Origin of the sequence: Arthrobacter sp. FW305-BF8, assembly GCF_021789315.1 — a bacterium.
Classification (GTDB): domain Bacteria; phylum Actinomycetota; class Actinomycetes; order Actinomycetales; family Micrococcaceae; genus Arthrobacter.
The window spans coordinates 3,760,912-3,785,837 of sequence record NZ_CP084561.1; the positions used below are offsets into that span (position 1 = coordinate 3,760,912).

20 protein-coding genes and 1 pseudogene are annotated in these 24,926 nt (G+C 63.4%); 5 read left to right on the forward strand and 16 right to left on the reverse strand.

Annotated elements, in window-relative coordinates; genetic code table 11:
- The first annotated feature begins 20 nt into the window (after window positions 1-20).
- The 3 genes from LFT45_RS17005 to LFT45_RS17015 all read left to right on the forward strand — a co-directional run bounded on the left by LFT45_RS17005 (window position 21) and on the right by LFT45_RS17015 (window position 3,716).
- Window positions 21-1,385 carry an MFS transporter gene (locus LFT45_RS17005; RefSeq protein ID WP_236804775.1) on the forward strand — a complete coding sequence of 455 codons (1,365 nt, stop codon included), beginning with the start codon at window positions 21-23 and terminating at the stop codon, window positions 1,383-1,385.
- A gap of 33 nt (window positions 1,386-1,418) precedes the next feature.
- Window positions 1,419-2,690, forward strand: coding sequence for an aminopeptidase P family protein (locus LFT45_RS17010; RefSeq protein ID WP_236804776.1), 1,272 nt, complete (start codon window positions 1,419-1,421; stop codon window positions 2,688-2,690).
- Window positions 2,691-2,861: 171 nt separating this feature from the next.
- A complete protein-coding gene (locus LFT45_RS17015; RefSeq protein ID WP_236804777.1) occupies window positions 2,862-3,716 on the forward strand; it encodes an IclR family transcriptional regulator in 855 nt (284 codons plus the stop codon).
- A 104-nt stretch (window positions 3,717-3,820) separates the two neighbouring features.
- On the opposite strand, the gene LFT45_RS17020 is transcribed toward LFT45_RS17015, so the two are convergent.
- Window positions 3,821-4,123, reverse strand: a complete 303-nt coding sequence (locus tag LFT45_RS17020) for a helix-turn-helix domain-containing protein (protein WP_236804778.1) — start codon at window positions 4,121-4,123, stop codon at window positions 3,821-3,823.
- A gap of 66 nt (window positions 4,124-4,189) precedes the next feature.
- Here LFT45_RS17020 and map point away from each other — a divergent pair, with 66 nt between their 5' ends.
- The gene (gene map, locus LFT45_RS17025) at window positions 4,190-4,966 is read left to right on the forward strand and encodes a type I methionyl aminopeptidase (RefSeq protein WP_236804779.1); all 777 of its coding nucleotides are present in this window, start codon (window positions 4,190-4,192) and stop codon (window positions 4,964-4,966) included.
- A 47-nt stretch (window positions 4,967-5,013) separates the two neighbouring features.
- Here the strand turns inward: map and LFT45_RS17030 are convergent, their stop codons facing one another.
- Together LFT45_RS17030 and LFT45_RS17035 are read right to left on the reverse strand one after the other, a co-directional pair.
- On the reverse strand, window positions 5,014-5,460 hold the full coding sequence (locus LFT45_RS17030; RefSeq protein ID WP_236804780.1) for a nucleoside deaminase: 447 nt from the start codon (window positions 5,458-5,460) through the stop codon (window positions 5,014-5,016).
- Between the two features lie 113 nt (window positions 5,461-5,573).
- Window positions 5,574-7,148, reverse strand: a complete 1,575-nt coding sequence (locus tag LFT45_RS17035) for a M23 family metallopeptidase (protein ID WP_236804781.1) — start codon at window positions 7,146-7,148, stop codon at window positions 5,574-5,576.
- Between the two features lie 440 nt (window positions 7,149-7,588).
- Here LFT45_RS17035 and LFT45_RS17040 point away from each other — a divergent pair, with 440 nt between their 5' ends.
- Window positions 7,589-10,843: a bifunctional cytochrome P450/NADPH--P450 reductase gene (locus LFT45_RS17040; protein WP_236804782.1), complete on the forward strand. Its 3,255-nt coding sequence runs from the start codon at window positions 7,589-7,591 to the stop codon at window positions 10,841-10,843.
- 55 nt (window positions 10,844-10,898) lie between these two features.
- On the opposite strand, the gene LFT45_RS17045 is transcribed toward LFT45_RS17040, so the two are convergent.
- The 13 genes and pseudogenes from LFT45_RS17045 to LFT45_RS17100 all read right to left on the reverse strand — a co-directional run bounded on the left by LFT45_RS17045 (window position 10,899) and on the right by LFT45_RS17100 (window position 24,463).
- Window positions 10,899-12,197 (reverse strand): PT domain-containing protein, encoded by a 1,299-nt coding sequence (locus tag LFT45_RS17045; RefSeq protein ID WP_236804783.1) that lies wholly within the window; start codon window positions 12,195-12,197, stop codon window positions 10,899-10,901.
- 174 nt (window positions 12,198-12,371) lie between these two features.
- Window positions 12,372-12,524: pseudogene (locus LFT45_RS23545) on the reverse strand (hypothetical protein); the annotation flags it as partial.
- A 314-nt stretch (window positions 12,525-12,838) separates the two neighbouring features.
- Window positions 12,839-13,609, reverse strand: coding sequence for a toxin glutamine deamidase domain-containing protein (locus LFT45_RS17050; protein WP_236804784.1), 771 nt, complete (start codon window positions 13,607-13,609; stop codon window positions 12,839-12,841).
- 97 nt (window positions 13,610-13,706) lie between these two features.
- Window positions 13,707-13,967 (reverse strand): hypothetical protein, encoded by a 261-nt coding sequence (locus tag LFT45_RS17055; protein ID WP_236804785.1) that lies wholly within the window; start codon window positions 13,965-13,967, stop codon window positions 13,707-13,709.
- Between the two features lie 13 nt (window positions 13,968-13,980).
- Window positions 13,981-14,568 carry a hypothetical protein gene (locus tag LFT45_RS17060; RefSeq protein WP_236804786.1) on the reverse strand — a complete coding sequence of 196 codons (588 nt, stop codon included), beginning with the start codon at window positions 14,566-14,568 and terminating at the stop codon, window positions 13,981-13,983.
- The gene (locus LFT45_RS17065; protein WP_236804787.1) at window positions 14,565-17,312 is read right to left on the reverse strand and encodes an FtsK/SpoIIIE domain-containing protein; all 2,748 of its coding nucleotides are present in this window, start codon (window positions 17,310-17,312) and stop codon (window positions 14,565-14,567) included. The genes LFT45_RS17060 and LFT45_RS17065 overlap by 4 nt, the downstream gene beginning before the upstream one ends.
- Entirely contained in the window at window positions 17,312-17,707 is a 396-nt protein-coding gene (locus tag LFT45_RS17070) for a nucleotide exchange factor GrpE (protein ID WP_236804788.1), read from the reverse strand. The genes LFT45_RS17065 and LFT45_RS17070 overlap by 1 nt, the downstream gene beginning before the upstream one ends.
- A 97-nt stretch (window positions 17,708-17,804) precedes the next feature.
- Window positions 17,805-18,956, reverse strand: coding sequence for a tetratricopeptide repeat protein (locus LFT45_RS17075; RefSeq protein WP_236804789.1), 1,152 nt, complete (start codon window positions 18,954-18,956; stop codon window positions 17,805-17,807).
- Window positions 18,957-18,993: 37 nt separating this feature from the next.
- Window positions 18,994-20,526: an Hsp70 family protein gene (locus tag LFT45_RS17080; protein ID WP_236804790.1), complete on the reverse strand. Its 1,533-nt coding sequence runs from the start codon at window positions 20,524-20,526 to the stop codon at window positions 18,994-18,996.
- Between the two features lie 238 nt (window positions 20,527-20,764).
- Window positions 20,765-21,550 (reverse strand): IS21-like element helper ATPase IstB, encoded by a 786-nt coding sequence (istB, locus tag LFT45_RS17085; protein ID WP_236804791.1) that lies wholly within the window; start codon window positions 21,548-21,550, stop codon window positions 20,765-20,767.
- Complete coding sequence (istA, locus tag LFT45_RS17090) at window positions 21,547-23,067, reverse strand: IS21 family transposase (RefSeq protein WP_336885583.1); 1,521 nt, start codon at window positions 23,065-23,067, stop codon at window positions 21,547-21,549. Before istA ends, istB begins: the two co-directional genes overlap by 4 nt.
- A 186-nt stretch (window positions 23,068-23,253) precedes the next feature.
- Entirely contained in the window at window positions 23,254-23,580 is a 327-nt protein-coding gene (locus LFT45_RS17095; RefSeq protein WP_236804793.1) for a hypothetical protein, read from the reverse strand.
- Between the two features lie 109 nt (window positions 23,581-23,689).
- Complete coding sequence (locus LFT45_RS17100) at window positions 23,690-24,463, reverse strand: hypothetical protein (RefSeq protein ID WP_236804794.1); 774 nt, start codon at window positions 24,461-24,463, stop codon at window positions 23,690-23,692.
- Window positions 24,464-24,926: the final 463 nt, after the last annotated feature.

The window sequence follows — 24,926 nt, forward strand, 5'->3', positions numbered from 1 at the left end:
CCAAGTTTATTGGTGGACACATGGAACACCCGATAACCCAACCGGCCGGAGCAGCAGAGCCGCTGACCGGCCAGCAGCCCAACAGCACCACACCCCACACCGGCGATGACGTCAGCAAGGACACCCGGCGCCGGGTCATCACCGCGAGCTTCATCGGCAACTTCGTCGAATGGTTCGACTACGCCGTCTACGGCTACCTGGCCGGCATCATCTCCACGGTCTTCTTCCCGGAGGCCGACCGCCAGACAGCACTCCTGGCAACCTTCGGCGTCTTCGCCGTCTCCTTCTTCGTCCGCCCGCTGGGCGGCTTCTTCTGGGGCCACATCGGCGACCGGCTCGGCCGGCGGAAAGCCCTGTCGCTTTCGATCGTCATCATGTCCGTGGCCACCTTCTGCATCGCCCTGATCCCCGGCTACGGCACCATCGGCCTCCTGGCGCCGGTCCTGCTCCTGCTGGTCCGCGTCGTCCAGGAGTTCTCCGCCTCCGGCGAGTACGCCGGCGCCTCCGCCTTCCTGGTGGAGTACGCACCGGCACATCGCCGCGGACTCTATGCCGCCGTCGTACCCGCAAGCACCGCGGCGGGCCTGCTCCTCGGGAGCCTGCTGGCCGCACTGCTCACGTCAGTCCTCAGCGAATCCCAGCTGCACGAGTGGGGATGGCGCCTGCCGTTCCTGCTCGCGGCGCCGATGGGCCTGATCGGCCGGTACATCCGCACCAAGCTCGAGGACACCCCCGCCTTCCGCGCCCTGGCCGAGGACGAAAACAAAACCAAGAATCCTGCCCGGGACATGTTCCGGAACAACCGGAGGCAGCTCATCATCGCCACCGGCGCGGTGCTCCTGAACGCCGTCGGCTTCTACGTGATCCTCAGCTACATGCCCACCTACCTCTCCGAGGAACTGGGCTTCGGTGCCGGCGAATCGTTCCTGGCCACCACCATCGCCCTGGCCAGCTACATCGGCTTCATCTTCCTCACGGGCATCGCCTCGGACAGGTTCGGCCGCAAGCGGATGCTGATCACCGCGTCCGTGCTGTTCATGCTGCTGACGGTGCCGGCATTCATGCTCCTGGATACGGGCAACTTCCTGGTGATCGTCCTGGTCCAGATCCTCCTGGGCGGCATGCTCACGCTCAACGACGGAACCCTCCCCAGCTTCCTGGCCGAACTATTCCCCACGAAGACCCGGTACAGCGGCTTCGCGGTCAGCTTCAACCTCTCCAACGCCCTGTTCGGCGGCACCGCCCCGTTCATGGCCACCCTCCTGATCGGCCTCACACACAACAAGCTGGCCCCCGGCTGGTACCTCGTGGCCGCCTCCCTGGTTTCCCTCATCGCAGTCCTGTTCGCCGTGGAGACTTCCAAGAAGCCCCTGCAGCAGCACTGACAAACACCCACCCAAGAAAGAAAAGGAAACAGCATGACCATCACCGAGAACCTCACCCGTCACGGCAACGCTGTCAACGACGTCGCCAAGCTCGAGCGCCTCAAGGTCCTCAACAACGGCGAAAAGGTCGCCCTGACTTTCTCGAATGAAGAGTTCGAGCGCCGCCTCGCGGGCCTGCGCAGCATCATGGCCGAGAAGGACCTGGACGCCGTCGTCCTGACCAGCTACCACTCGATCAAGTACTACTCCGACTTCCTGTTCACCTACTTCGGCCGCTCCTACGCCATGGTGGTCACCAAGGAGGACACGGTCACCGTCACCGCAAATATCGACGCCGGGATGCCCTGGCGCCGCAGCTACGGCGAAAACCTCGTGTACACGGACTGGCGCCGGGACAACTACATCCACGCCATCCAGGAAATCCTGCGCACCCGCGGCATCAGCGTCCGCCGGCTCGGCGTCGAGGACGACTCCCTGCCGCTGGACAACCGGAACAAGATCCAGGCCGCCTTCGCTTCGGCCACCCTGGTGGACGTGGCCCAGGCCGCCATGCGCCAGCGCATGATCAAGTCCGCCGAGGAAATCGAGGTGATCAAGCACGGCGCCCGGATCGGCGACCTGGGCGGCGAGGCCATCCGCAATGCCATCACCGCCGGCATCACCGAGTACGAGGTGGCCCTCATTGGCACCGAGGCCATGGTGCACGAGATAGCCCGCACCTTCCCCGACTCGGAGATCCGCGACACCTGGGTCTGGTTCCAGTCCGGCATCAACACCGACGGTGCGCACAACTGGGCCACCACCCGGAAGATCCAGGAACACGACATCCTGTCCCTGAACTGCTTCCCCATGACCTCCGGCTACTACACCGCCCTGGAGCGGACGCTGTTCTTCGGCGAACCCGATGCCCGTTGCCTCGAGCTGTGGAACATCAACGTCGAGGTCCACCGGCGCGGCCTGGAACTCATCAAGCCCGGCGCCGTCTGCAAGGACATCGCCGCCGAGCTCAACGAGATCTACGTGTCCCACGGCCTGCTCGCCAACCGCACCTTCGGCTACGGCCACTCCTTCGGCGTCCTCAGCCACTACTACGGCCGCGAGGCCGGCCTCGAGCTGCGCGAGGACATCGACACCGTGCTCGAGCCGGGCATGGTGGTCTCCATGGAACCGATGATCACGGTCCTCGACGGCCAGCCCGGCGCCGGCGGCTACCGCGAGCACGACATCCTGGTGGTGGGCGAGGACGGCGCCGAAAACATCACCAAGTTCCCCTTCGGCCCTGAGCACAACATCATCAGCGCCTGACACCTGGGTAACTGGGGCATGCCCTCCCCGGCCGTCCGCTGTCAGCAAGGCTTTAGTTTTAGCAGCCTTGGGTTAAGTACGACGACGGCGGGCGGCCGGGAGGGCATGCCCACCCCCGCTTCCGCGGCCAATGGGCCGGAAGCACAACAGCGAAGAAATATAGTGAACACCATGACTCCCCCGGCAACACCAGCGAACCCCGCCCCCGCAAGCGGCGGCCCCGAAGGCAAAGACGCAGGCAACGGGGATGCCCGCGGCGCCTCGGTGATCGTCAACGCCATCGCCGTGCTGCGCAGCTTCACCGCGGACGAGCCCATGCTCGGCGTCACCGAGATCGCCAGCCGCGTGGGCCTGCACAAGAGCACGGTGTCCCGGATCCTCGCCACGTTCGAGCAGGAACACCTGGTGGAGCGGGACCCGGACACCCGGCGCTTCCGGCTGGGCATGGGGCTCATCGCGGTGGCCGGGCCCCTGCTGGCCGAGCTCGAGGAGCGCCGGGTGGCCTATCCGGTGCTGCGCGAACTGACCGAGCGCACCGGCGAGACCAGCGCGCTCATGGTGTGGAACGGCACCGAGTCCCTGTGCGTGGAACAGATCGCCAGCCGGCAGCAGGTCAAGCACACGGCCCCGCTCGGCGCCCGCTACAACAGTGCGCTCAGCGCCTCCGTCCAGATCTTCCTGGCCACGGAACAGCCCGAACGCGTCCGCACCCTGCTCCGCGGCGGCACCATTACGCTCCCCGGCCTCGACGACCAGTCCATTGAGGCGTACGTGCGGCGGCTCGAGGAAGTCAGCACGCGCGGCTGGGCCATCAACTATGGCGAGACGTCCATTGAGGAAGTGGGGATCGCAGCCCCCGTGCACGACCACCGCGGCGACATCGTGGCCTCCGTCCTCATCCCCGCACCGAAGTTCCGGGTCTCCCCCGACACCCTGCAAAGCCTCGGCGAAGCCTGCGCCGCAGCGGCCCGGCAGGTCACGCAGCGCTTGGGCGGCGTGGCCCCGAAGCAGCGCCGCAGCGCGTAAAGGGCCACAGCGCATAAGAAGTACAGTCATGACGTCGGCGGGATGGCGCCGAGGCGGAGGCAGCACCTGGTCGAGTGCTGCAACGGACTTGCAAGATTGCAGGTCTACGAGGCCAATCGCTCGCCTTCGTTGCCTCCAGCGCCAGCCGGCTCAACACCGGGTTCGGGCTGGTTCATCGCGGCCCACACGGCGTCGAGTGAAAGGCCCAGGACATCCGCGATCGCAGCGATCGTCGGGAAGGCAGGGGTTGCTACCCTGCCGGACTCGATCTTGCGGAGGGTCTCCGGTGAGACACGGGCATCGAGCGCGGTCTCCAGCATCGAGCGCCCTCCCCTGGCGCGGCGCAGCAGGGCACCGAGACGCTGTCCGCGTTCGACTTCTTCAGATGTGAGCGGCAACCTGACCATGGCTCCAATACTAATACCGGGATAATATGGCCGGTATAGTTATTGGTAGACGAGAAGGGCCGCCGCATGATCGAGATCCTGAACCCCGCCGAACTGGCCCGAGCAAAAGAGTCCGGCGCCTTGGTCGCTGACATTCTGCACACGCTGAAGAGCCGCAGCGCGGTGGGCACGAACCTCCTGGAGATCGACCGCTGGACCCAGGAAATGATCCGCGAGGCCGGGGCGGAGTCCTGCTACGTCGACTACGCGCCGTCCTTCGGACGCGGGCCGTTTGGCCACTACATCTGCACGGGCGTCAACGACGCCGTGCTCCACGGGCTGCCACGCGACTACACGCTTGCTGACGGCGACCTGCTGACGCTCGACCTCGCCGTCTCCAAAGACGGAGTCGCCGCAGACGCCGCCATCAGCTTCATCGTGGGGGAATCAAAGCCCGCGGAGAGCGTCGCGATGATCGACGCGACCGAACGCGCACTGACTGCGGGGATAGCGGCTGCCGGCCCCGGGGCCCGCATTGGCGACATCTCCTATGCCATCGGTTCGGTCCTCAGTGCGGCGGGGTATCCGATCAACACCGAGTTCGGAGGTCATGGCATCGGATCAACGATGCACCAGGACCCCCACGTTCCTAACACGGGACGGCCCGGCCGCGGGTACAAACTGCGGCCGGGCCTTCTGCTCGCGCTGGAGCCGTGGGTCATGGCGGACACGGCCCAGCTCGTCACTGATGCCGACGGGTGGACGCTCCGAAGTGCGACAGGCTGCCGGACAGCTCATAGCGAGCACACGATCGCCATCACCAACGACGGAGCCGAAATCCTCACCTTGCCGAACCACAGCTAGAAACTGTGAGGAGCAGGCCACAGGAGCCTTCATACTGTCGTCTAGTCCTACTCGGCGATGTCCTCTGCCCACAGGTCCGGGTTGTTGTCTTGAAAGGTGCGCATCATGTCCACGCAGCGCTGATCATCCAGGACCAAGACCTCAACACCACGTGACCGCAGCAGGTCGAATTCGCCGTCGAACGTGCTGGCCTCACCCACGATCACGCGCGGAATTTTGAACTGAATAATGGTTCCGGTGCACATGGCACACGGGGCGAGGGTGGTGTAGAGCGTGGTGTCCCGGTAGCTGGTCTGCCGGCCGGCTGCGCGAAGTGCTGACATTTCGCCGTGCGCGATCGGATCTCCGTTTTGGACGCGTTCGTTGTGGCCGCTCGCGATGACCACGCCGTCACGGGCGAGCGCTGCTCCGATGGGGATGCCGCCTTCTCGGAGGCTTTTTTGGGCGGCTTGGTAGGCGGCTTCGAAAGCGGTGCGGTGCTGTTCGTGGGTCATGCGGTCATTGTCGCAGGCGCAAGACCGGCGCCAAGTGTCCGACCCACTGATAGCTCGGCTTCAACAGGTCACTTCTTGGCGCGGTCTTGCCACCCGCTCGGAACTGCTTTGGTTTATGGTGCCGGAGCCGCCACAGGAGCAGGAGCATCAGCCGGAGCCGGCACAACCACCGGAGCCGGAGACGGAGCTGCCGGTTCCGGCACAACAATCGGAGCCGGCTCAACCACAGGAGCCGGCACAACCACAGGAGCCGGCACAACAACCGGAGCCGGGGCCGGCTCAACCGCAGGAGCCGGCGTAACAACCGGGGCGGGAGCCGGCGTAACCACAGGAGCCGGAGCCGGAGTAACCACAGGAGCGGGCGTTGCCGGCTTGGGCGCGACAACCGGTGCCGGGACCGGCTTGGCGGGCTTGGGCTTCGGTGCGGTAACCGGCTTTGCCGGCTTGGGCTTGGGCTTCGGCGAGGCCACCTTCGGTGCCGGGACAGGCTTTGCCAGCTTCGGCTTAGTCGCGGCCACCTTCGGTGCCGGCACCGGCGTTACCGGCCTAGGCGAGGCCACCCACTGCGCCGGAACCGCGGCCCACGAGTACGAAGGCTGCGCTGCTGAAACAGACGCGGCGGCAGCGGAGGAAGACCTGGCCGCCGAAACGACAACGGCGGGCGACTCATGCCCTTCGCCTGACGCTGCATGGCGGGCGGCGCTGGCCTCCACTGGAACGGCCCAGGAGGCGGTCTCCGTAGCGGTGCCGGGCTTTTGGTAGTCGGTCATCTTGATGTTGGCAACGGGTCCCGAGTGACGCAGCCGCAGCAGGGTCCAGTTGTCCGGGTCGGTGTGTTTGCCGTTCAGAATGGTTTCAAAGTGGAGGTGGCATCCGGTTGATGACCCGGTGGTCCCGACCTTCGCGATGAGTTGCCCCACCTGGACCGACTGGCCCTTCTTCACACCGATGCCCTCAAGGTGGTTGTAGGTGGTGATCAGGCCGTTGCCGTGGTCGATTTCCACCCTGTTGCCGCCGCCCCACGGATGCCATCCCACGGTCCGCACCACGCCGGAATCCGCTGCGTACACGCGGGTTCCGCAGGCGGCGGAGAAGTCCTGGCCCCAGTGAAACTCACCGGCCGAGCCGGTGATGGGACTCGTCCGCAGCCCAAAGTGCGAGGTGGGGGTAAGGACATCCAACGGTGCCATCAGGGTTCCTGCCGCGGGACGCCGCACCTTGCTTGAAGCCGCATGGAGTTTTTGGCTCACGGGCTTTGCCGCGGCGAAGACCACCGTACGGCTGTAGGAAACGTACGCGTCTGGCGAGGCCGAGACGGCACCGGCGGATGAAACGAAGGCACCTGAAACGGAGCCCTCCGCAACCGAGGCAATAGTGGCCGATCCGAGGGGCACGTTGACCGAGGCGTCACCGCGAGTGCCGGCCGTGACCTGCCCGGACGCCAGACCGGATGAAAGAACCGGGCCAGCGCCCTGGAATCCAAAAGCGTAGACCGCCAGGAATGCCGCTCCCGCGCCGATCCGAACGGCACGGCTCAGAACGGGACGGCCCGGAACGGCATGACGTAGGTCCTGAGTTTTCGTGATGCGAGGCGTGCGCCGGTCAACGGCAGGTGCCAGGTGCTTTGACAAGTAGATCTCCCCCATGAAGTTCGCCAGGTGCGAGTGAATCGCGGTCGTTCCTACCATGGGAGCATGCCGGTCAGGCCAGCGAAACCGATTCGCCCGCATATGTGGATAAGCTCAGAAAATCTTGACCGGGCCTTTGCTGAACTGCGCAAATCTTCAGCTGACGTTGAGGAATCCGGGCTGTCCTCAGCGACCAAAACCGGCCCCCAGGCCGCATAGGCGGCCGCGGCCCGGGCCGGTCATGAGGGGCAGGGCCGGTCTCACGTCTAAGCAGTGCGTAGCCGGGGCCCGGGCAGGTCTATGGAGCGAAAAACCCGCCCAAACCGCGGAAGAAAATACCCGTAGTCCCCGGCATCCAACGGGAGTATCCTAGGTCCAGCCCGGCCCGTGACGCCCGGCCCATCCCGTCAAAACAGTGGCAAGCACCGGCGCCCCTCCCGGCAACAGGAACCAACAAAACTAGTGCACAAGTGTCAATGCAGACCGCCTAGGAGGGCACCATGCCTGCGCCCGGCAACCCCAGCAACCCCACCCACAGCGCCCAAAGCAACAGCAGTAACCGCACCCCGATTCCCCAGCCGCCGCCAAAGCCTCTGGTAGGTAACCTGCCAGATATCGACGCCAGCCAGGGAGTCATGGGCCTGATGGAAGTCGCCGAGGAGTACGGCCCCATCGTCCGCATCCAGGTTTTCAACCGCAGCATGATCGCCGTGTCCTCCCAGGAGCTCGTCAACGAGATTTGCGACGAAAGCCGCTTCGGCAAGGTGCTCGGCATCTCCCTGCGCCAGGTCCGCGACTTCATCGGCGACGGACTGTTCACTGCCGAAACCGAGGAACCCAACTGGCAAAAGGCGCACCGCATCCTGATGCCCGCCTTCGGGCCGAAAGCCCTGACCAAGATGTTCTCCGGCATGGACGACATCCTGGAGCAGCTCCTGCTCAAGTGGGAGCGGCTCGGCCCGACGGCGCGGATCGACGTCGCGGACAATGCCACCCGGTTGACCCTCGACACCATTGCCCTGTGCTCGTTCAGCTACCGCTTCAACAGCCTCTACCGCGATGAGATGCATCCCTTCATCGGGGCCATGGTCCGTGCCCTGAGTGAGTCCCGGGACAGGTCCACCCGGCTTCCGGTGCAGAACAAGCTCATGATCCGCAAGCGGCACCAGCTAGAAGAGGACAACGCGCTGATGCTGGAGGTGGCCGAGCAGCTCATCAGCGACCGGCGGCGCAACCCGAACCCGCCGGGCAGCGAGGACATCCTGGACACCATGCTGAATGCGGCGGACCCGGTGACCGGCGAGCGCCTGCCCGAGGACAATGTCCGCAACCAGATGGTCACCTTCCTGGTGGCCGGGCACGAGACCACCAGCGGCCTGATCACCTTCATGATGTACGAGCTGCTGCGGCATCCCGAGGTGCTGAGAAAGGCCCGCGCGGTGGTGGACGAGGTACTGGGCACCGAAGCCGCCAGGTTCGAGCACCTGCCCAGGCTGGGGTACCTGGACCAGATCCTCAAGGAAACGCTCCGGCTGTGGCCCACCGCCCCGGCGTTCAACGTGGCGCCCTACGAGGACACCGTGATCGGCGGCCAGTACGAGATCCCCAAGGGCCAGACCCTCATGGTGCTGATCCCGCAGCTGCACCGGGACAAGACTGCGTGGGGCGAGGACGCCGAGCTCTTCAATCCGGACCGGTTCTCCCCCGAGCGGGTCGAGTCCATTCCGGCCAACGCGTGGAAGCCGTTCGGCAACGGCCAGCGCTCGTGCATCGGGCGCGGGTTTGCCCTGCAGGAGGCCCAGCTGTTCCTGGCCAAAGCCCTGCAGCGCTTCGACATCACCGCCGCGGATCCGAACTATGAGCTGCACATCAAGCACACCCTCACCATGAAGCCGGAAGGGCTGTTCATCCACGTCCGACGGCGGAACGTACGGATCGACGCAGCGGCAAGTCCCGCCGTCGGAAAGGCCGCCGGAGGACAGGAGAGCGGCAGCCAGCCAAGGACGGCGGAAGCGCTGGCGGTTGCCGCCGCCAACGGCGTTCCGGTGCGCGTGCTGTACGGGTCCAACGCGGGCACGTCCCAGGACTTTGCGCAGCGGATAGCGAACGACGCCGGGCGGCGGGGCTACAGCCCCACCATCGCCCCGCTGGACGAGGCGGCCGGCGGGCTGCCGACGGTGGGGCTGGTCGCCGTCGTCGCCTCCTCCTATGAGGGGATGCCGCCGGACAACGCCAAGAAGTTCATGACCTGGACCGAAAGCCTGCAGCCGGGCAGCCTCGCCCGGGTGCGGTACACGGTGTTCGGCAACGGCAACCGGGACTGGGCGCGGACGTACCAGGAGGTGCCCAAGGCCATCGACGCCCGGCTCGAGGCGGCCGGCGCACAGCGGATCTACGAACGCGGCGAGGCGAACGCGCGCGGCGACTTCTTCGGCGATTTCGAGGAGTGGTACGCCGGGTTCTGGCCGGCGGTGGACGCCGCCCTCGGCCAGCGGACCAGTGCGCCCACCGGCAAGCCGCAGCTGGCGGTCCAGTTCGTGGGCAACGTCCGGGACACGTTCCTGCGGCAAAACGACCTGGCCGTTGGCACCGTCGTCGTCAACCGGGAACTCGTGGACCTGACCAAGCCGGATGCACGGTCCAAACGGCATGTGGAGATCGCGCTGCCGGAGGGCATGAGCTACCGGGCCGGCGACTACCTGGCCGTGCTGCCGCTGAACCCCAGCGACCTGGTGCAGCGGGCGCTGACGCGCTTCAGCCTGGACTACGATTCCCACGTGGTGCTGGCCATGGAGCACGGGGACACGTTCCTGCCCACCGGCACGCCCGTGGCCGTGGGCGAGCTGCTGAGCAGCTACCTGGAACTCGCGGTTCCGGCCACGCGGCCGCTGCTGGAGCAGCTGGCCGAGGTGGCAGCGGACCCGGACCAGCGCGCGGAGCTTGAGGCCCTGGCGCAGGACCGGGAGCGCCATGCGGCGGAGATCGTGGACAAGCGCGTCTCACTGCTGGACCTGCTGGAGATGTACCCGTCGTGCCAGCTTCCGTTCACGTCGTTCCTGCAGCTGCTCACCCAGCTGACCCCGCGGCGGTACTCCATCTCGTCGTCGCCGCTCTGGAGCCCTGACCACGCGACGCTGACCTTCGCCGTCATCCAGGCCCCGGCATGGTCCGGACGCGGCATCTTCGAAGGGGCCGCTTCCACGTACCTGGCCCAGGCGCGGCCGGGGTCGCGGGTGGCGGTGACGGTGCGGCCGTCGAACGCGGCCTTCCACCCGCCGGAGTCCCTGGCGATGCCGGTCATCATGGTGTGCGCCGGGACCGGGCTCGCCCCCTTCCGCGGCTTCGTGCAGGACCGGGCGCTGCGGGCCCAGGCCGAAGACATCAAGCCGGCGAAGTCCCTGCTGTTCTTCGGGTGCCGGGCGCCTGACACCGATTTCCTCTACCAGGCGGAACTGGAGTCCTGGGCGGAGCAGGCCAACCTGGACCTGCGGCCGGTCTTCTCCAAGGCGCCGACCGACGGCCAGAAGTACGTGCAGCACCGGCTCTGGGCGGACCGGGCCGACGTCAAGGAACTGGTGCAGCAAGGGGCCACAGTCTTCGTCTGCGGCGACGGGAAGAACATGGCGCCGGAGGTCCGCGAGACCTGCGAGCGCATCTACCAGGAGGCCACCGGCGCTTCCGAAGCGGATGCCGATGCCTGGATGGACGAGGTGGAGCGCACGCACGGCAGGTACGTGGCGGACATCTTCACGTAGGAGGTGTCACCTGATCGAAGCAACCGTGGCCCCGGGTGCCTGGGCATGCATGCCTCTAGCCGACGCTCTCCGGTTGAAAGGTTCCGTCACTAAAGAGCACGAGCCCACCGGAGGTTGCTATTGGGCGCACTTCCCATCCGTGGATGAGCGCCTTGCCGGTAGTTGCGTCCAAGACGAGGCTCTCCGTGGAGTTCTTAGCGTAGAGCTTCCCGTCGAAGAATCCGGAAACCTCTAGTTCCAAGGCTGCTGCCTGGGCTGCGGGCACGGAAAAACCGCGTCGGCCAGTATGCGGATCGAATACGTAGGCCGGATCTGAGTCGTATGCTGTTGCGAATGCTTTTCCGCTCACTGGATCGGCCAGGACCGTGGTCCTTCTAGCATCCGGCCAGAACATCTTTTTGCCGGTAACCCCGTCAATAACGATGTTGGTGCCGGAACCGTCAATCCCGACGTACCTGTCCGGCCAGAACAGATTGCTAGGAGTAGCGTATCCGCAGGGGTTATCTGGCTCCAGGGCGGTACCATCTAGGGCCCACGCGTTGACGCCATTTCCCAATTTGATCCCATGGAAGTAGTAGCACTGTTGATCCTCTTTTGAGGTTACTTGGTAGCTGATGGCCACGTCGTGAACGGTTCTCTGAACAGTGCCGGGACGGGTCCATAGCTTGTTCCCGGTACGACTGTCGTACGCGCTACTCGTGGCTTCCAGATTCACTCCGGTTCCCAATCCGTCCGTGATCACTACAACATTCGTGCTGGAACCTATCAGCGTGAAGTTTGGACCAGAGTAGGAAGTTCCGGGGTTGGATGCCACCTTCGCTGTTGAAGTCACCCGGTTGAGATCCTCAGAGTAGAAGTTGAGCCGCAACTCGACGGTCGCGGGCTTCAGGTCGACCGCCTCAGTCTGATACTCAACCAGGGCCGCAAGGCGTTGGACCTTGCCTTCCATAAAGATCGCGCTTTGACCCGCGGACTGAGCACCAGGGCCGGATGCGGCTAGGAGGGCTGTAGTGTCCACGGTGCCCACGGGAATGAGAAACGGGGAACTACCAGAATAAATGGCACCGTTTGCGAATTCTCCGGTCCCGCTCATCACCAGCGTTGAAGTTGGGGTGGGACTTGGAATGTTCAGGCTGGTTGGGCTTGGCGGCTGGCTCCCGGTGCTGTCTGTGGGGCTAACCGACGGAGCCGACGTCGGCTGGACCTCGTTTTCTACTGCAGGCCGTGCGCTGGTGGCTGATCGCGAGCCGGTAGCGCTGACAGATGATGCTATGACAATGGCGAGGACAACGACGATGCCCGAGGCTATAGCGGTGAAGCGGTTCTTCCCCAGCCAGGCTTTCATGGCTGCCACGGGAGATGTAGGAGCGGTGTCTCGTGGATTGGATCGAGGGCCATCAGGAACAGGGACCCTACGGTCCGCGTCAGGCATCGATGGGGCCGGAGCGGCTACAGGGTGGAGGCTGCGGTCATATGCGGCCCTCCTAGCCGGTTCCAGTAGCTCCGACTCAGCATCTGCGATTTCGCGCATCCGGGTCTCTGCCTCTTGCCGGCGCTCGAGACTGGGGTGTCCTTGAAGTTGCGTCCATCGCCGGCGCTCTTCCCGTACGGCTCTCTTGATCTCATCGGATGTCGCATTTTCGGGAATGTCGAGGGTTTCGTAGTGGGTTGTTCCAGGCATGGTGTTTCCTATTCTTCTGAGACTGTAACTGCCCGTCTCAGACGTTGGGCGGGAAATCAGCCGGATCGGTTCTGCGGCCGCTCTTGAAGGCCTCGAGGTGAACGTCCCAGGTCACAGACGAGTTCGCGTACAGGACTGACCCGTCGCGCGAAACTATGAGCGACCCGCCTCCCCTCACGGGCTGCCAAAAGTGAATCGCATCGACTTCAGGCAAGCTCCGGCTGTTCGCTATTGCTTCACTTTCCGACATGCCGAGTAGCCGGGCTGCGATCGTGACTTGCTCCGAGTGCTGTTGGTTCATGAAACTTCCTCCGTTAGATTCCGGCGTCCCAAGTGGTAACCGGGCAATCCGGGGACCCGTAGTCGAGGGGCCAGCCCGAAACAGTGCCCGACTGTCCGTCGATGGCAACGACCTGTTGCCCGTCGTAGTAAGCATTGAACCAGTGACCTGGCCCCTGCTGCCTGTCAATTCCCACCACTGCGTGCGCTCCAGGGCCTTGCTGAATGAGGGCATCAGCAATTTCGCCCGGCGTCATTGGCACCTGCTTCTTGCCCGTGAGTGCCTCCATTTCCGAAATTGAAAACGTTGTCGTCCCGGCGGGACCCATGTCTCGGCCGGAAAGTTTCTCGAATACGGCAAGTGCGCAGGCCCCACAGTTAGTAGACCTCGGACTAAAGGAGTTGCTGTCATAACCTGGGTTGATGTCCCCGATCCACCCCGAAATCCCCTGCAATGTCGCGATTGCAGGTGAGCCTTGACTGGGCGCGCTGGCTCCGCCTCCGACTGAATCGCTGCTTCTGCCCGGCGAGGCCGATGCTGCAACTGTGCGGGCAACAAAAGCTTCTCCAGCTTCGGCGGCTTTATGAAGCAGGGCAGCCGCGTCTATTGCTGAGCGCGCGGCACTTTGCAGTCCATGGACTGTTTGGGCACCCAGCGGGTTTCGGGTGTCCGTACCGGCCACCGCCGCCGATTGGAGGGCCGCTGCGGACATGTTCTGGGCCCTCTCGTGAAGTCCTGCCGCCATGCGTGCCGCCTCCCTGCTAATGGCCGTGAGCGTCTCGCAAAGTTGTTGCAGTTCGCTCATTGAGGACAGCCAGAACTCGACCGCAGCCCAGTGAAGCTGAGCTCCAGGCAGATGGATGCGGGTTCTACCTTTATGTTCGTCGGCAACGGCATACCGGTCACAGCGATGATGCGAACCGCGTCGCTGCCTGTGACGCCTGCTGGAGAGCGCTGATGGCCGCGTTTACCTGTTTCTCCGCTTCCTGGAGAGTCTGGATCATGTCTTTGTCGACGCCTTGCGCCGATCCCCCGATGGTCGCCTGGACCTGATTGACGGCTTCCGAGAATTTGGTTTTGAAGCCGGCCAACCCCCCGGCTGTGGTCTTGGCATCGTTCCCGATCGAGGCGAGCTGCTGCTTGACTGCTGAAAGTTGTGACATGGTTTTCCTTTGTTTAGGCGTTTGTAATGAAGAGCAGCACGATGCTGACTATCAGTGTCGCTAGCAGGGCGGCGATGCGAACGTACTTTCGTTGCCTCGCCTGCTTCGCTGCGGCTTCTCGCTCGCGTTCAATCCTTGCCGTCAACGCTTCGGCTTTTTGCCAGTTGACGAGCTCATTTCGGCGCCTCAGCGCGGCGGCGGCCTCAGCCGCTTGAGTTTTTTGCCGGGCAGCCGCTTGCAGTTCGGCACGGATGCGGGCTTCAGCCGCGGTTTGGGCCTGAACGGACGCCTCCAGCGCAGTTGCTGATCCGTCCCTACCGAAGGCGGGTCGGACTGCCAGAGGGAGACGGCCCCCTTCACGTTGAAGAAGTGTGGCGGCGTTCTCGTAGCTGACGGCTAGGGCTTGACCGATGCCATCCAGGCGGGCTGTATCACTCCGTGCAACTGATACAGCCGTTTTCAGGTTGTCGTCCCGATGACGCTGCGCCTTTGCGGTCTCCCCTTCCAGCCCACCTGGAACAGCTGCTAAGGACTCCAAGGCGCTGTTGTACGACGCGTAGAGTTCAGTTGACCTCGCAGAAGGAGGTTTGCCCGTCTTCATGCGTTCCAGTCCATCGTGAGGAAGGCCTTGGAATCTCCAGGAGTAAGTGGTGCGAAAGGAACCACCACCGTCGGTTCGGCAAGGTGCGCCCTGTCCATGAGGAGCCCGCGGTTGTCCCGCACGGACCAACGAACGAATGGGCCGAGGAGACCTTGGGCAGCGGCTTGGTCCATCCTCAGCAGTAGGAGAGCATCGAAATATCCGTCCCCGCCGAACCCGATGTGGGACTTGTAGGTAGCGCCACTCGACCACCAGCCCAGAAAGTGCGTGGACTGAGCAGGACCGTCTCGAAGGATGGTCTGCAGATCCTCAACGGGCCGGCGGGAAAAGGAATCCGGGGTCTCCAGACCGACGGCTCGGTCAAAGGCAAACGCCATCAAATAACGGCGTCTACCACTGACCTCCCCGTCTACGAGCTCCGCGCTCAGTGTCTTTAGCTCGTCTGCAATGGATTCCCGTCCAATCCGCCGGACAGGAAAACCCAGTCTCTCCATCGTCGAATACCAGCGTTCCTGGCCGTTGTGCTCCGCCGTCACGGGATCGAGAAGATCGAAGCTCCAAAAGTCGGCATCCCCAGCCGGGTGCTGCAATGCCAATGACAGCGCCGCCGTTTGCAGCGTCCCGACTGCCACGTTGCTGGGGATATCGCCTGCCTCCGGCGTTGACGCTTTCTGCCCGCCGCCTACGATTGCTAGATGGCGTCCCGGTTCGTCTCCCAGTGGGATGTTGAGCGGGGTGCTTGTGACATCGATCGGGTAACCGAGCACGGCTGAGGGGACAGCCGCTTTTTCAGTGACCAGACGCCTCAGCGTCAGCGTCGAGTCGAGAGCCGCGCCCGGTCTAATCTCAACGCTGCCATCGAAGACGATGGGCTCAGGCACGCAGCCCCTCGTCCTTTCCCACCAGCCGGCCCTGATCTGGTTAAGCTCGGCGTCGTCGGCTGCGGCAATCACTATTTGTTTGTTGGCCCGGACAGCGCCGTAGTCGAGGTTCAACACTGCCTGCCCGCGCCCGCGCAGCATCGACGCGGCGTCATTGCCCAAAACCATGGTCGCCTGTGATTCCGCTGACGAGTTTTTCAGTGCCAGCCGAATGGGAAATTGGGCGTAGATCCCGTCGCCCGTGGTCATGAGGGCGGCAATGCCTGAGATCGACTGCGACGACAGGATAGTGTGCACGCCATAGGCACGGCCAAGCTTGGCAAGCTTCTGGAGGAGAACGGCGGCCTCCGAGGCAACCGCGTCGTTGTCTTCGAACATCACGTGGAACTCATCGATGATGACGACAATTCGGGGCATAAGTGCGTCCGGAACCGCGGCCCGGTACTTGGCGATGTTGTCGCCGAACGGCTTAAAAATGCCAGCACGGCGCGTCAACTCCTGCACGAGGTGCCGGAGCACGGCCACTCCGAACTCCCTGTCGCTCTGCAGCCCCAGCACACGCGCATGCGGCAGAAAATCAGGGGATCCAGGAGTAGGCGCGAGCGGATAAAGTGTCACACCCTCCTTGAAATCCAGCAGATAGAGCTCGAGCTCTGTCGGTGCGTAGCGTTCACAAAGACTGTGGATTATCACTTTGAGAAGGTTGGATTTTCCCTGGCCGACGGCGCCCGTGACGAGCGCGTTGTGGCGCTGATCCTTTTCGTCCCCGAAGGTGATCTCCACTGTCTCGGACCCGGAGATGCCGACGTTGAAGGTAATGCCGTCCGCCGATGAATGGTGCCACTCTCCTCTAATTGGCTGGATTGCAGTGAAGGGAACTGTGATCGCCGAGGCGTTAGCCGCCGACCTGGCGAGATGATCGACCTCTTGAGCCAGCGTCGATGAATTGTTTTCTTGCATGGTCAGTTCAAACGCTGGGTGCCTCAGCCACCTGAGCCTGCCGTTCTCTCTGACGATCACTTCTCCGACGGACCGGAGATTGTCACGTGCCATCCACTCGGGTTGTTTCTTGCCTTCGGTCAGAATCAGAAAACTGATCCCCGCTGCAGGCCCTGCAGCGGCCAGAGCCATGATTTTGCGGTGACGTTCTTCGTCAATGTCCTGCGGATAATCCAGCAGCACGACAAGGCGGAGTCGTTCTATCGGCCTGCCCGTGTGTTCCCGAAAATCGAGGAGAGTCGGATGCATGCCCCGCATGGTGTTGTTAATTCCGTGGACGGACTCGGTGAGTCGGCCCAGCGCCCTCTCCAGGTCGGTGCTGGAACTCATGATCTCGAACAACCCCCCGGAAGGTGCATTCATGGGAGCGAAGGGAGAGAGGGCTCCGGTGAGCAGCGGATCGAATACTTCCACATCCAGTTCGGCCGGGGCGGTGTTCTTGAGGGCTTCCAGAACGATAGTTCGTGTTATTTCGGCCGCAGCTCCGCGCTCGGCTTCTATGATGAGGTTCGACCTTCCGATAAGGGGAAGCACGCAGGGCGCCGATAACACTTCATTGACCCCTGCGGATTGTCCCGGCATCGAGAGGCGGCCCAGCGTTACGTATTCTGCGGCCCGGAGTGCTGACGGGCCCGCGGAATTCAGGTTCTCTCCCAGATTCCTGGCGGCAATGGAATGCTCAGCCACTTGCTGTGCCGCACGGTTTCGGGCCACCGTAAGCAGTTTCTGGTACGCGGACTGCGCAGATCGCTCGGCTGCCTGTCGACGGGACAGGGTGTCAGCCTTAGCAGATTCGACGCTTCCAAGTGCGGCGGCGTGAGCGCTGGTTAGGGCACGGGCCGCAGCTTCCAGAGAACTGGACATCAGGCTCCCACCCCCGTGTCAGCTACTGCCACTGTTACCTGGGTGGGCCGGAGGAGCCGGTCGTCGAGGATGTAGCCCGTCCGGTGGACCGCCGCTATCGTACCGGCCGGCAAATGGACGTTGGCCGGAATTGATGCGATTGCCTCGTGGAAGCGCGGGTCAAACGGGCCCCCGTCGTCAACAGCATGAAGGCTACGTCGCGAGAACACCTCCAGCAATTCGTCGACGGCAGAGCTGACGAGTTCTGGGCTGGCTGGTTCTGATCTGAGTCTGTCAATGGCGAGCAGAGCCTCGCGGAAGAGAGACTCGAAGGTGCGATGCCTTATCTGGTCCTGAGCTGCCCGTGCCTGTTCCTGCAGCGCCTCGTATAGCCCATTGCGTGCCTTATCGTCCATGAGCCTCCTGGCGAACAAGTCGCGCAGTTGCCCAACCTCAATGCGTAGAGCGTCGATTGCGGCCGCGACGTCGGTATCATCGGATGACTGTGCCAACTTATTGACCGCCGATCGGCTGCAAACCGCTGTTCCGGACCATGGCTGGAGCTTGCTTTTGCTCCCACCTCCAAGTGGGCATTCGGTGCCGCTTTACGAAAGCGATGGGAATCAGCCCCAGTGCCAGCAGGAACAAGAACCCGAAAAATCCAGCCGCTCCCCCCGACGGGCCGGACGCGATGCCGAACGAAACCAGCATTGCCACGAAGGCGCCCAGCATTCCCAAGACGTAGCCCAGCAGGTTGTCGGACCCAAACCACCTCACCCGTTCGGCGCGATCAGCCAAGCGCGCGACTTCATCAACGTCTGCCCGCAATTCGGGGTCTTGAACACCCACCGCACTGATCCGTTCCAGCGCCTCCCGCGTAGCAGCCAGTTGCACTTCGTTGAGGATGGTACTGGATTCGTCGGGAAACTGGGACCATTTCCCGGTGGCCGAGTCTAAAAGAGCCGCAGCATAGTGGAACTTGAAAAGGTCATTGTCGGGATCGGTTTCGACTGCCTTTTTGAGCGCTGGCAGGGCCTCATCCGGCCGCTCCTGCGCGGTCAGGGAGTAAGCGACGCCAACCTGGAAAAAGACGTTCTGTGGATCAAGCTCGCTGGCACGCCGGTAGGCCTGCTCGGCTCTTCTTGGTTGCCCGGCCGCTCCGTACAGATCCCCTAGCTCGCAGTGGAAGGATGCTTCCTTGGGATTAAGCCTGATAGCTTCACCTAGCTCGAATTCCGCGTCTGCGAGGTTGTTAAGAGCACGGGAGGACACGCCGCGGATGTACCAGGCCTCGGAATTTTCTGGCTGCTGACCCGTCGCTTCACGCCCGGCGTAATTTGCCTGACTTGCATGGCCCGCTGCCATATATTCGCGGGCAACCTGCACCCAGTTCCGGCCTTGCGCCTCCGGAACGGGCCCATCCGCTAGAGGGACGTGTTCGGCGAGCTGCCGGTCGTACTGTGAACGCTTGGCTGGATCCAGGAGCGTATCTTCGGCATCGGATATGTGCTGGGTCATCGCCTCAGCCATTGCCCTGGTCTCAGCCTTGGGATGGGCCTGACGGTTCCGCCATTCACGACGCTGCTTCCGTACCGCTTTGCGTACAGCGTCCGCATCGGATTCTTTGTCGATTTCGAGAATGCTGTAGAAATTGACGATTGTCACGTACGTTCCTTTTCTCGCAGGCATGATCTACCCTGGGCTAGAGCACCGAGAGTGCGGAGATCTTCTCGCCGGCAGCTTTCAGCTGTTCTTCGTTTAGATTGGCGAGACGGTCAATTTCGAAGGTCCCCATTGACGTTCCCGCCGTGCAATCGATCACCTCGACGAAGATGGTCTGGTCAATGTCGTAGGCATAAACGACTTCGATTGCGGCGCCCTTGGGGTACGGGGGTAGGGAAAGTTCCTTCTCACCGACTTCCACGACGAACCGGGGGTCGGTATCGTCGCCCTGGGTGACTCGAACAAGGACCGATGTTTGGTTATCGACCACAGTGTTGAAGCGACTTCCGGACTTTGCGGGAATCTTGCTGTTTCTGGGAATGATGATCGAGTTGACCTCTGTCACCAAATCACTTTCGACCGTTAAGACTCCGAGCGCCTGGGACGTTACGTCGGTAACGACCAAGGGCGCACCGTCGTAAAGCTCGAGGGAAACCCCGGATGCCGAGGAATTCTCAACGGCGGCCTGTATGGAAGCACCAAGGGCGACAGCTTCATCCGGGTGCACGGTACGGTCCGCCGCCTTTCCCGCCAACCCTTCGACCAGCGCACGCACCATGGGCATCCGCGTTGAACCGCCAACAAGGAGTACGTGGTCAATCTTGTCCCAGGTATAGCCGCCCTCTTCGAGGACGAGTTCGGTCAGGTCTTCGGTACGTCTGAGCAGGTCAGCGGTCAATTTTTCAAAGTGGCTTCGCTCTACCCGAACGCGGTAGGGCTTGCCTTCCACTGAGATGTGAACGGTGGTGGAGGCCACAGTGGTCAGGCTTCGTTTTGCCATTTCCGCTTTTTCACGGAGGCTCGCCACCTGAAAGGGGTCACTGAGAAGGTCGGGACCACCCTGCTCCTTGACCTGGCTCGCGAGATACTCCATCAGGCGGTTGTCGAAGTCGAAGCCCCCGAGATTGCGGTCCCCGTCCGTGCCGAGCACGTCGAATTCTCCGTTGCGGAGCCGCATGAGCGTCACATCGAACGTACCGCCGCCCAGGTCATAAACCAGGACCGTCCCTTCAACCGAAGTGTCCAGGCCGAATGACAGAGCCGCTGCTGTGGGCTCGTTCAGTACCCGGAGGACGTTTAAGCCGGCTATGGTGCCGGCATGCTTGGTGGCCGTGCGTCGGGCATCGTCGAAGTAAGCCGGAACGGTAATGACCGCATCATTCACCGGTTCTCCCAGGGCCAGTTCAGCGTCTTCCTTGAGCCGTTTGAGGATGACAGCAGAAATCTCCTCTGCGGTGTACGCCGCGCCCGAGGACGAGTCGAAGCGCCAGGCGGGGTCCCCCATGTGACGCTTCACGAACTGGACTACGTCGTGCGGTGAACTGGCCGCAGAATGCTTCGCCATGGTGCCCACGAGTGGCTCGTCCGAACCGGCAAATTCCTGAAACAGGACAACTGATGGTGTGATGTCCTCACCATCTCGGTTCGGCAGTATCTCCGGCTGGCCAGTCTCCCTAAGGACGGCGACGGCACAGTACGTCGTGCCGAGATCGATGCCAATTGATTTCGCCATGCTCCGGCCCTCAAGCCTGCTGCTCGAGAAGACGGAAGATCTTCCTCTTGCGGCCAATCATTTGGTCGGACCCAAGAATCACAAGGCCCTTTTTGGTCCAAGCAGACTGTCAACGGCCATTAGGAATTGCCCGTAGGCGGCCAGCATTTCTGCCCGCTGGTGGCCAGTAGAACTGCCCAGTGGTGGCCAGCTGGTTTGCCCGCTTGGGGATGGGGTTTGCTGGCCACCAGTTTGGGGTTTAGTTCAGTGGCATGACGCCCTTTCCGGCCAGGGCCTGGGTGAGGCGGATGGAGTCGCCGGTGGTTTGGCAGACGTGGGCGTGGTGCAGGAGCCGGTCCACAGTCGCGGTGGCCAGGGTTTTGGGCATGAGCTCGTCGAAGCCTGCGGGGTGAAGGTTCGAGGAGACCGCGACGGCCCGTTTTTCATAGGCTGCGTCGACGACCCGGTAGAGGCCTTCGGCGGCGTCGGTGGCCACGGCGAGGAGGCCGATGTCATCCACGACCACGAGATCTGCGCGCAGGATCCTAGCCACGGCCCGGGTGACGGTGTCGTCGGCCCGGTGCGAACGGATCAGGGCGCCGAGGTCCTCAAGGGTGAACCAGGCGACGCGCATCCCTTCTTCGACGGCCTGCTGGCCGAGGGCTTCGAGGAAGAATGTCTTTCCGGTCCCGGAGGGGCCGCAGACGACGAGGTTTTCTTTCCGGTGGATCCATTCCAGGGTGCGCAGGGCCTGTTGGGTCGGTGCCGGGATCGAGGACGCGGCTTCGTCCCAGAGGGCGAACGTCTTGCCGGTCGGGAACCCTGCAGCCTTGCGGCGGGTGGCGAGCATCGACCGGGCCCGGCCCTTGGTCTCCTCCGCGAGCAGTGCTTTGATGACCTCGGCCGGTTCCCAGCGCTGAGCGCGGGCGGTGGCCAACACGTCCGGGGCGATGGCGCGGGCGTGGGGCATTTTCAGTTGCCGCATGAGTGCCTCGAGGTCGGCGGGCAGAGCCGGTGCGGTGCTGTTCGCGGTCGTGATGCTCATCGGGCGCCCTCCCCGGCGCCGGTGGTGCCGAGGCCGGCCCACCCGGCGGTGCCCTGGGTGAGGGACTTGTCCTCCGCGGCGGTGCGCAGCCCGGTGTGGTTTCCGCCCGCGTTCAACAGCGACGCGAGGTCGCCGTGCGCGAAGCGGTGGTGGATCGCGGCAACGCCCAGGGCCTTATCGACCTCGGCAGTCCCCGCGATCTTGGCCAGCGCGACAGCCTCGGCCATCTTCACGTTGATCCGCTGCGCTCCGGCCGCGGCGGCCTCCAGCAGCCAGGTCCTCGCGCCGGCGCCAATGCCCAGGAATTCTGCTTCCGCCGTGGACCGCGGCACGGGTTTGTAGTCGCCGGGCACCTTCTGCTGATGGTCCGGGAAATGTGCGTCCAGGATCGCCGGGGACCCGGGCCGGGCAAGTCGGTGCCGGGCGACCTCGACCGGCCCGCCGGCACCAACATGCACGATCACGACCTGAGCATCCGGGCCGGTCCCGTGGAAGCGGGCGAACACCTCGGCGCCGAGCAGATGGGCAGGCACGGAGTATTGGGCGTTTTCGACCGAGACCATCGGCGTGTTTTCCGGCACCCGGCGCCCGACCCCGTAGGCGAGGGTATGCGCTGTGTCCGGGACGCGGTGCAGGGACGCGGCCTCCTCGGCGAGCATGTCGACCGGGCGGCGGCGGGTGGTCCGGTGCTCGCGCGTGTTGATCTGGTCCATGAACGCGGTGCAGGCCGTCTCGAGCGCGGCGAACGAGGCGTATTCGTCTCGCAGGTTGGTGTCCTTGGGCACCAGGTCTGCCTTGGCGATCTTCACAGACGATTCGACCCCGCCCTTGGATGCCGGGTCCGCCGGCTGGCAGGTGAGCACCTCGACGGAGTAGTGCCTGGCGAACGCCAGCGTCTGCTGGTTACGGACCGGCACGCCGGCCACATGCATGGTGGTGACGGTCTTCTCGTTATCGGTCAGCACATACGTTGGCGCGCCGCCGAGCAGCCGGAATGACCGGTCCAGGGCGGAGAACACGCTCGGCGCCGTCCGGTCACGCAGCGGGATCACGATGCGGAACCGGGACCAGGCCAGCCAGGCGACGAACAGTACGGTCTTGACCCCGTCGATGACGGGCCCGTCGCCGAAATCGTACTGAAGCCAGGCGCCTGGCTCGGTGATCCAGGGACGGTGGACCCTTTTGTTCCCGCGCCGGTAGGCCTCTTTGACCTGGGAAACGGCGCGGCGGGTGGAGCGGTCCGAACCTCGGTAGCCCATCGCGGCGAGCTTGTCATGGATGACATCGGCGCGGATCCGGCCCTTGGACTTTTCGACCCATTCCTCGATCTTTGGAAGCCACTCGTCGGTGACCCGGGGCCGGTCCGTCACACCGCCCGGTGCACGCCCGGCATCACGGGCCTGGACCAGCCGGTCAACAGTGTGGTGGGAACAACCCGACAGCTCCGCTGCACCGCGCAGCGACTTGGTCAGATCATAGGCAGCAAGAATTTTCACGGTTTCTAGGGCATCCTTCATTCAGGGCCTCTTCCTGTCAGCGGATTCGATTCGACACCGACATCCAAACGGGAAGAGGCCCCCGCCGTCTTACGACACGGCGGGACAAGCGAACAATGCGGGCAAACCAAGCGGCCATGGCTGGGCAGAACTCATGGCCACAGGCGGGCAGTCCCGGTGGCCATCAGCGGGCAATTCCGTGGCCATCTACGGGCAGTTTTTCATGGCCGCTAACACAGACATCCAAACGGTGACGTGGGAACCTCCGTTGGGCAAAGGTTCCACGTCTACGGAAACCACGGGCCCTGTCTCATTGAAAGTTCGACGACGTTTGTTGATCAGGCCGGGTCCGGGCACGTCCTTCCAGAGGAAAGATCCAAAGGAATCAGCCGCTATATCAGCGGCCTTCGCCGGTGAAATCGGCACCTGGGTCTCGTACTGCCGTTGCGCCAGGCCGTTCAACCAAAACGTCAGAGCAAGCACAACGATTAAGAGGGCGAATATGCCAAAAATAAATCCACTTCCTGCGTCCACCACACACTCCATTCCCCATAATTCGACGCTACCTACGAGCGCCGCTGGATAGAATTTACTTTCACGGAAGAATGCAGAGCGACGCCCTTGCTCTGCAGATAAACATGTGTTATCCGACCTCTTGATGTACATCGAAGGCCGACCGAACCACAGACCTCACCGACGGCCAAGACGGCATAGTCGGTGCGCTGCGCAACGCCGAGGAGTAGGTCGTGAAATGAGGCGCCGGAATTCCCGCAGTTTCAAGGGCCAAACGCCGCAGCACCTGCACTTGCGCACGTGAGATACCCAGATGCTGCAGCGCCGTGGCACCAGTCCATGCCTTCGGCGGGAGCTCCTTGGCCGCGCGAAGTAACGGCTCAAGCGCGCCCTCCAGGCTCAGCGAAAGTTCCTGCCGGAGCGCAAGCGGCGTGGGAAGGTGATAACTGATCGGGATATCACCACGCCGAAGACAATCCACCATGGACTCCAGATCCTCGACGCACCAGGATTGCGGTGCTAGGTATCTAACGCCAGCCTCCGCCAAACGCAGCCTGACCATCGGACTGACTGGCACGGGGTTCACGGCCACCAGAGGGACGGCGGCCGCGACAGCCGGTGGTATCTGCGTCAGGGTGTCTATGGCGGCGTATCTGTCGGGGCTTCCGTTCCGGCTCAGCCAGATCAGTACGTAGTCCCAAGAGGAAAGAGTCGCGGTGTCCAAGTGGGATATACAGTCGGCCCAAGTCAGGACCCCTTTTTGGTCGAGGACCGCACTCAGCCCAGCCCTCACTATTGGATCGTCGGCCAAGATCAGGACGCCGAGCGGTGAGGATTTTCCGCTGGCGGTGTCCTCCGTCGCCGTCAGACCAGTTCGCCGGAGCAGACGCGTCCGAATATTCATACCCGACATTTTGAGTTCCGCGGCAAAGGAACTTAGCCGTCGCTTCACTGTCGCCGGAGAACGGCCGATGCGGAACTGGTCTACTACGTACGCTAAAAGTCGTGGCTCGTTGAGGCATGACGCTGCAGGGCCCAGGCCACGCTGGGCGCACCAGGACTCGATATCTCGGAGGTCGCTTTCATAGGCTCTGACCGTCGCCCGCGCCCGCGCTGCTGTAGGCACCGTGTCTTCACCCCCACCTATGTTGATGGACGTGGCTCACATTTCTCTCATGCGCGCGGCCCACGGATGATCAACTGCATCCGCTGTAATTGCCCAGCGGCAGCAAAGCATGGTGAGCTTTCGAACACGAGGAACACGTGCACCCCTCCGTTCAGGGCTGCTGCGACGATCCCCCAAATAGCCGTCGCAGCAGACCCTGCCCAAACGCTATCGATATTCAGGGTGGAGCTGCTGTCCTGAG

What these genes read in the sequence shown, in the direction of transcription:
- LFT45_RS17100 (WP_236804794.1), bottom strand. Translation starts at nt 24,463, where the DNA reads ATGAATATTCGGACGCGTCTGCTCCGGCGAACTGGTCTGACGGCGACG.
- LFT45_RS17005 (WP_236804775.1), top strand. Translation starts at nt 21, where the DNA reads ATGGAACACCCGATAACCCAACCGGCCGGAGCAGCAGAGCCGCTGACC.
- LFT45_RS17030 (WP_236804780.1), bottom strand. Translation starts at nt 5,460, where the DNA reads ATGACCCACGAACAGCACCGCACCGCTTTCGAAGCCGCCTACCAAGCC.
- LFT45_RS17040 (WP_236804782.1), top strand. Translation starts at nt 7,589, where the DNA reads ATGCCTGCGCCCGGCAACCCCAGCAACCCCACCCACAGCGCCCAAAGC.
- istB (WP_236804791.1), bottom strand. Translation starts at nt 21,550, where the DNA reads ATGAGCATCACGACCGCGAACAGCACCGCACCGGCTCTGCCCGCCGAC.
- LFT45_RS17020 (WP_236804778.1), bottom strand. Translation starts at nt 4,123, where the DNA reads ATGGTCAGGTTGCCGCTCACATCTGAAGAAGTCGAACGCGGACAGCGT.
- istA (WP_336885583.1), bottom strand. Translation starts at nt 23,067, where the DNA reads ATGAAGGATGCCCTAGAAACCGTGAAAATTCTTGCTGCCTATGATCTG.
- LFT45_RS17050 (WP_236804784.1), bottom strand. Translation starts at nt 13,609, where the DNA reads ATGAGCGAACTGCAACAACTTTGCGAGACGCTCACGGCCATTAGCAGG.
- LFT45_RS17065 (WP_236804787.1), bottom strand. Translation starts at nt 17,312, where the DNA reads ATGTCCAGTTCTCTGGAAGCTGCGGCCCGTGCCCTAACCAGCGCTCAC.
- LFT45_RS17080 (WP_236804790.1), bottom strand. Translation starts at nt 20,526, where the DNA reads ATGGCGAAATCAATTGGCATCGATCTCGGCACGACGTACTGTGCCGTC.
- LFT45_RS17060 (WP_236804786.1), bottom strand. Translation starts at nt 14,568, where the DNA reads ATGAAGACGGGCAAACCTCCTTCTGCGAGGTCAACTGAACTCTACGCG.
- LFT45_RS17010 (WP_236804776.1), top strand. Translation starts at nt 1,419, where the DNA reads ATGACCATCACCGAGAACCTCACCCGTCACGGCAACGCTGTCAACGAC.
- LFT45_RS17035 (WP_236804781.1), bottom strand. Translation starts at nt 7,148, where the DNA reads ATGGTAGGAACGACCGCGATTCACTCGCACCTGGCGAACTTCATGGGG.
- LFT45_RS17015 (WP_236804777.1), top strand. Translation starts at nt 2,862, where the DNA reads ATGACTCCCCCGGCAACACCAGCGAACCCCGCCCCCGCAAGCGGCGGC.
- LFT45_RS17055 (WP_236804785.1), bottom strand. Translation starts at nt 13,967, where the DNA reads ATGTCACAACTTTCAGCAGTCAAGCAGCAGCTCGCCTCGATCGGGAAC.
- LFT45_RS17070 (WP_236804788.1), bottom strand. Translation starts at nt 17,707, where the DNA reads ATGGACGATAAGGCACGCAATGGGCTATACGAGGCGCTGCAGGAACAG.
- map (WP_236804779.1), top strand. Translation starts at nt 4,190, where the DNA reads ATGATCGAGATCCTGAACCCCGCCGAACTGGCCCGAGCAAAAGAGTCC.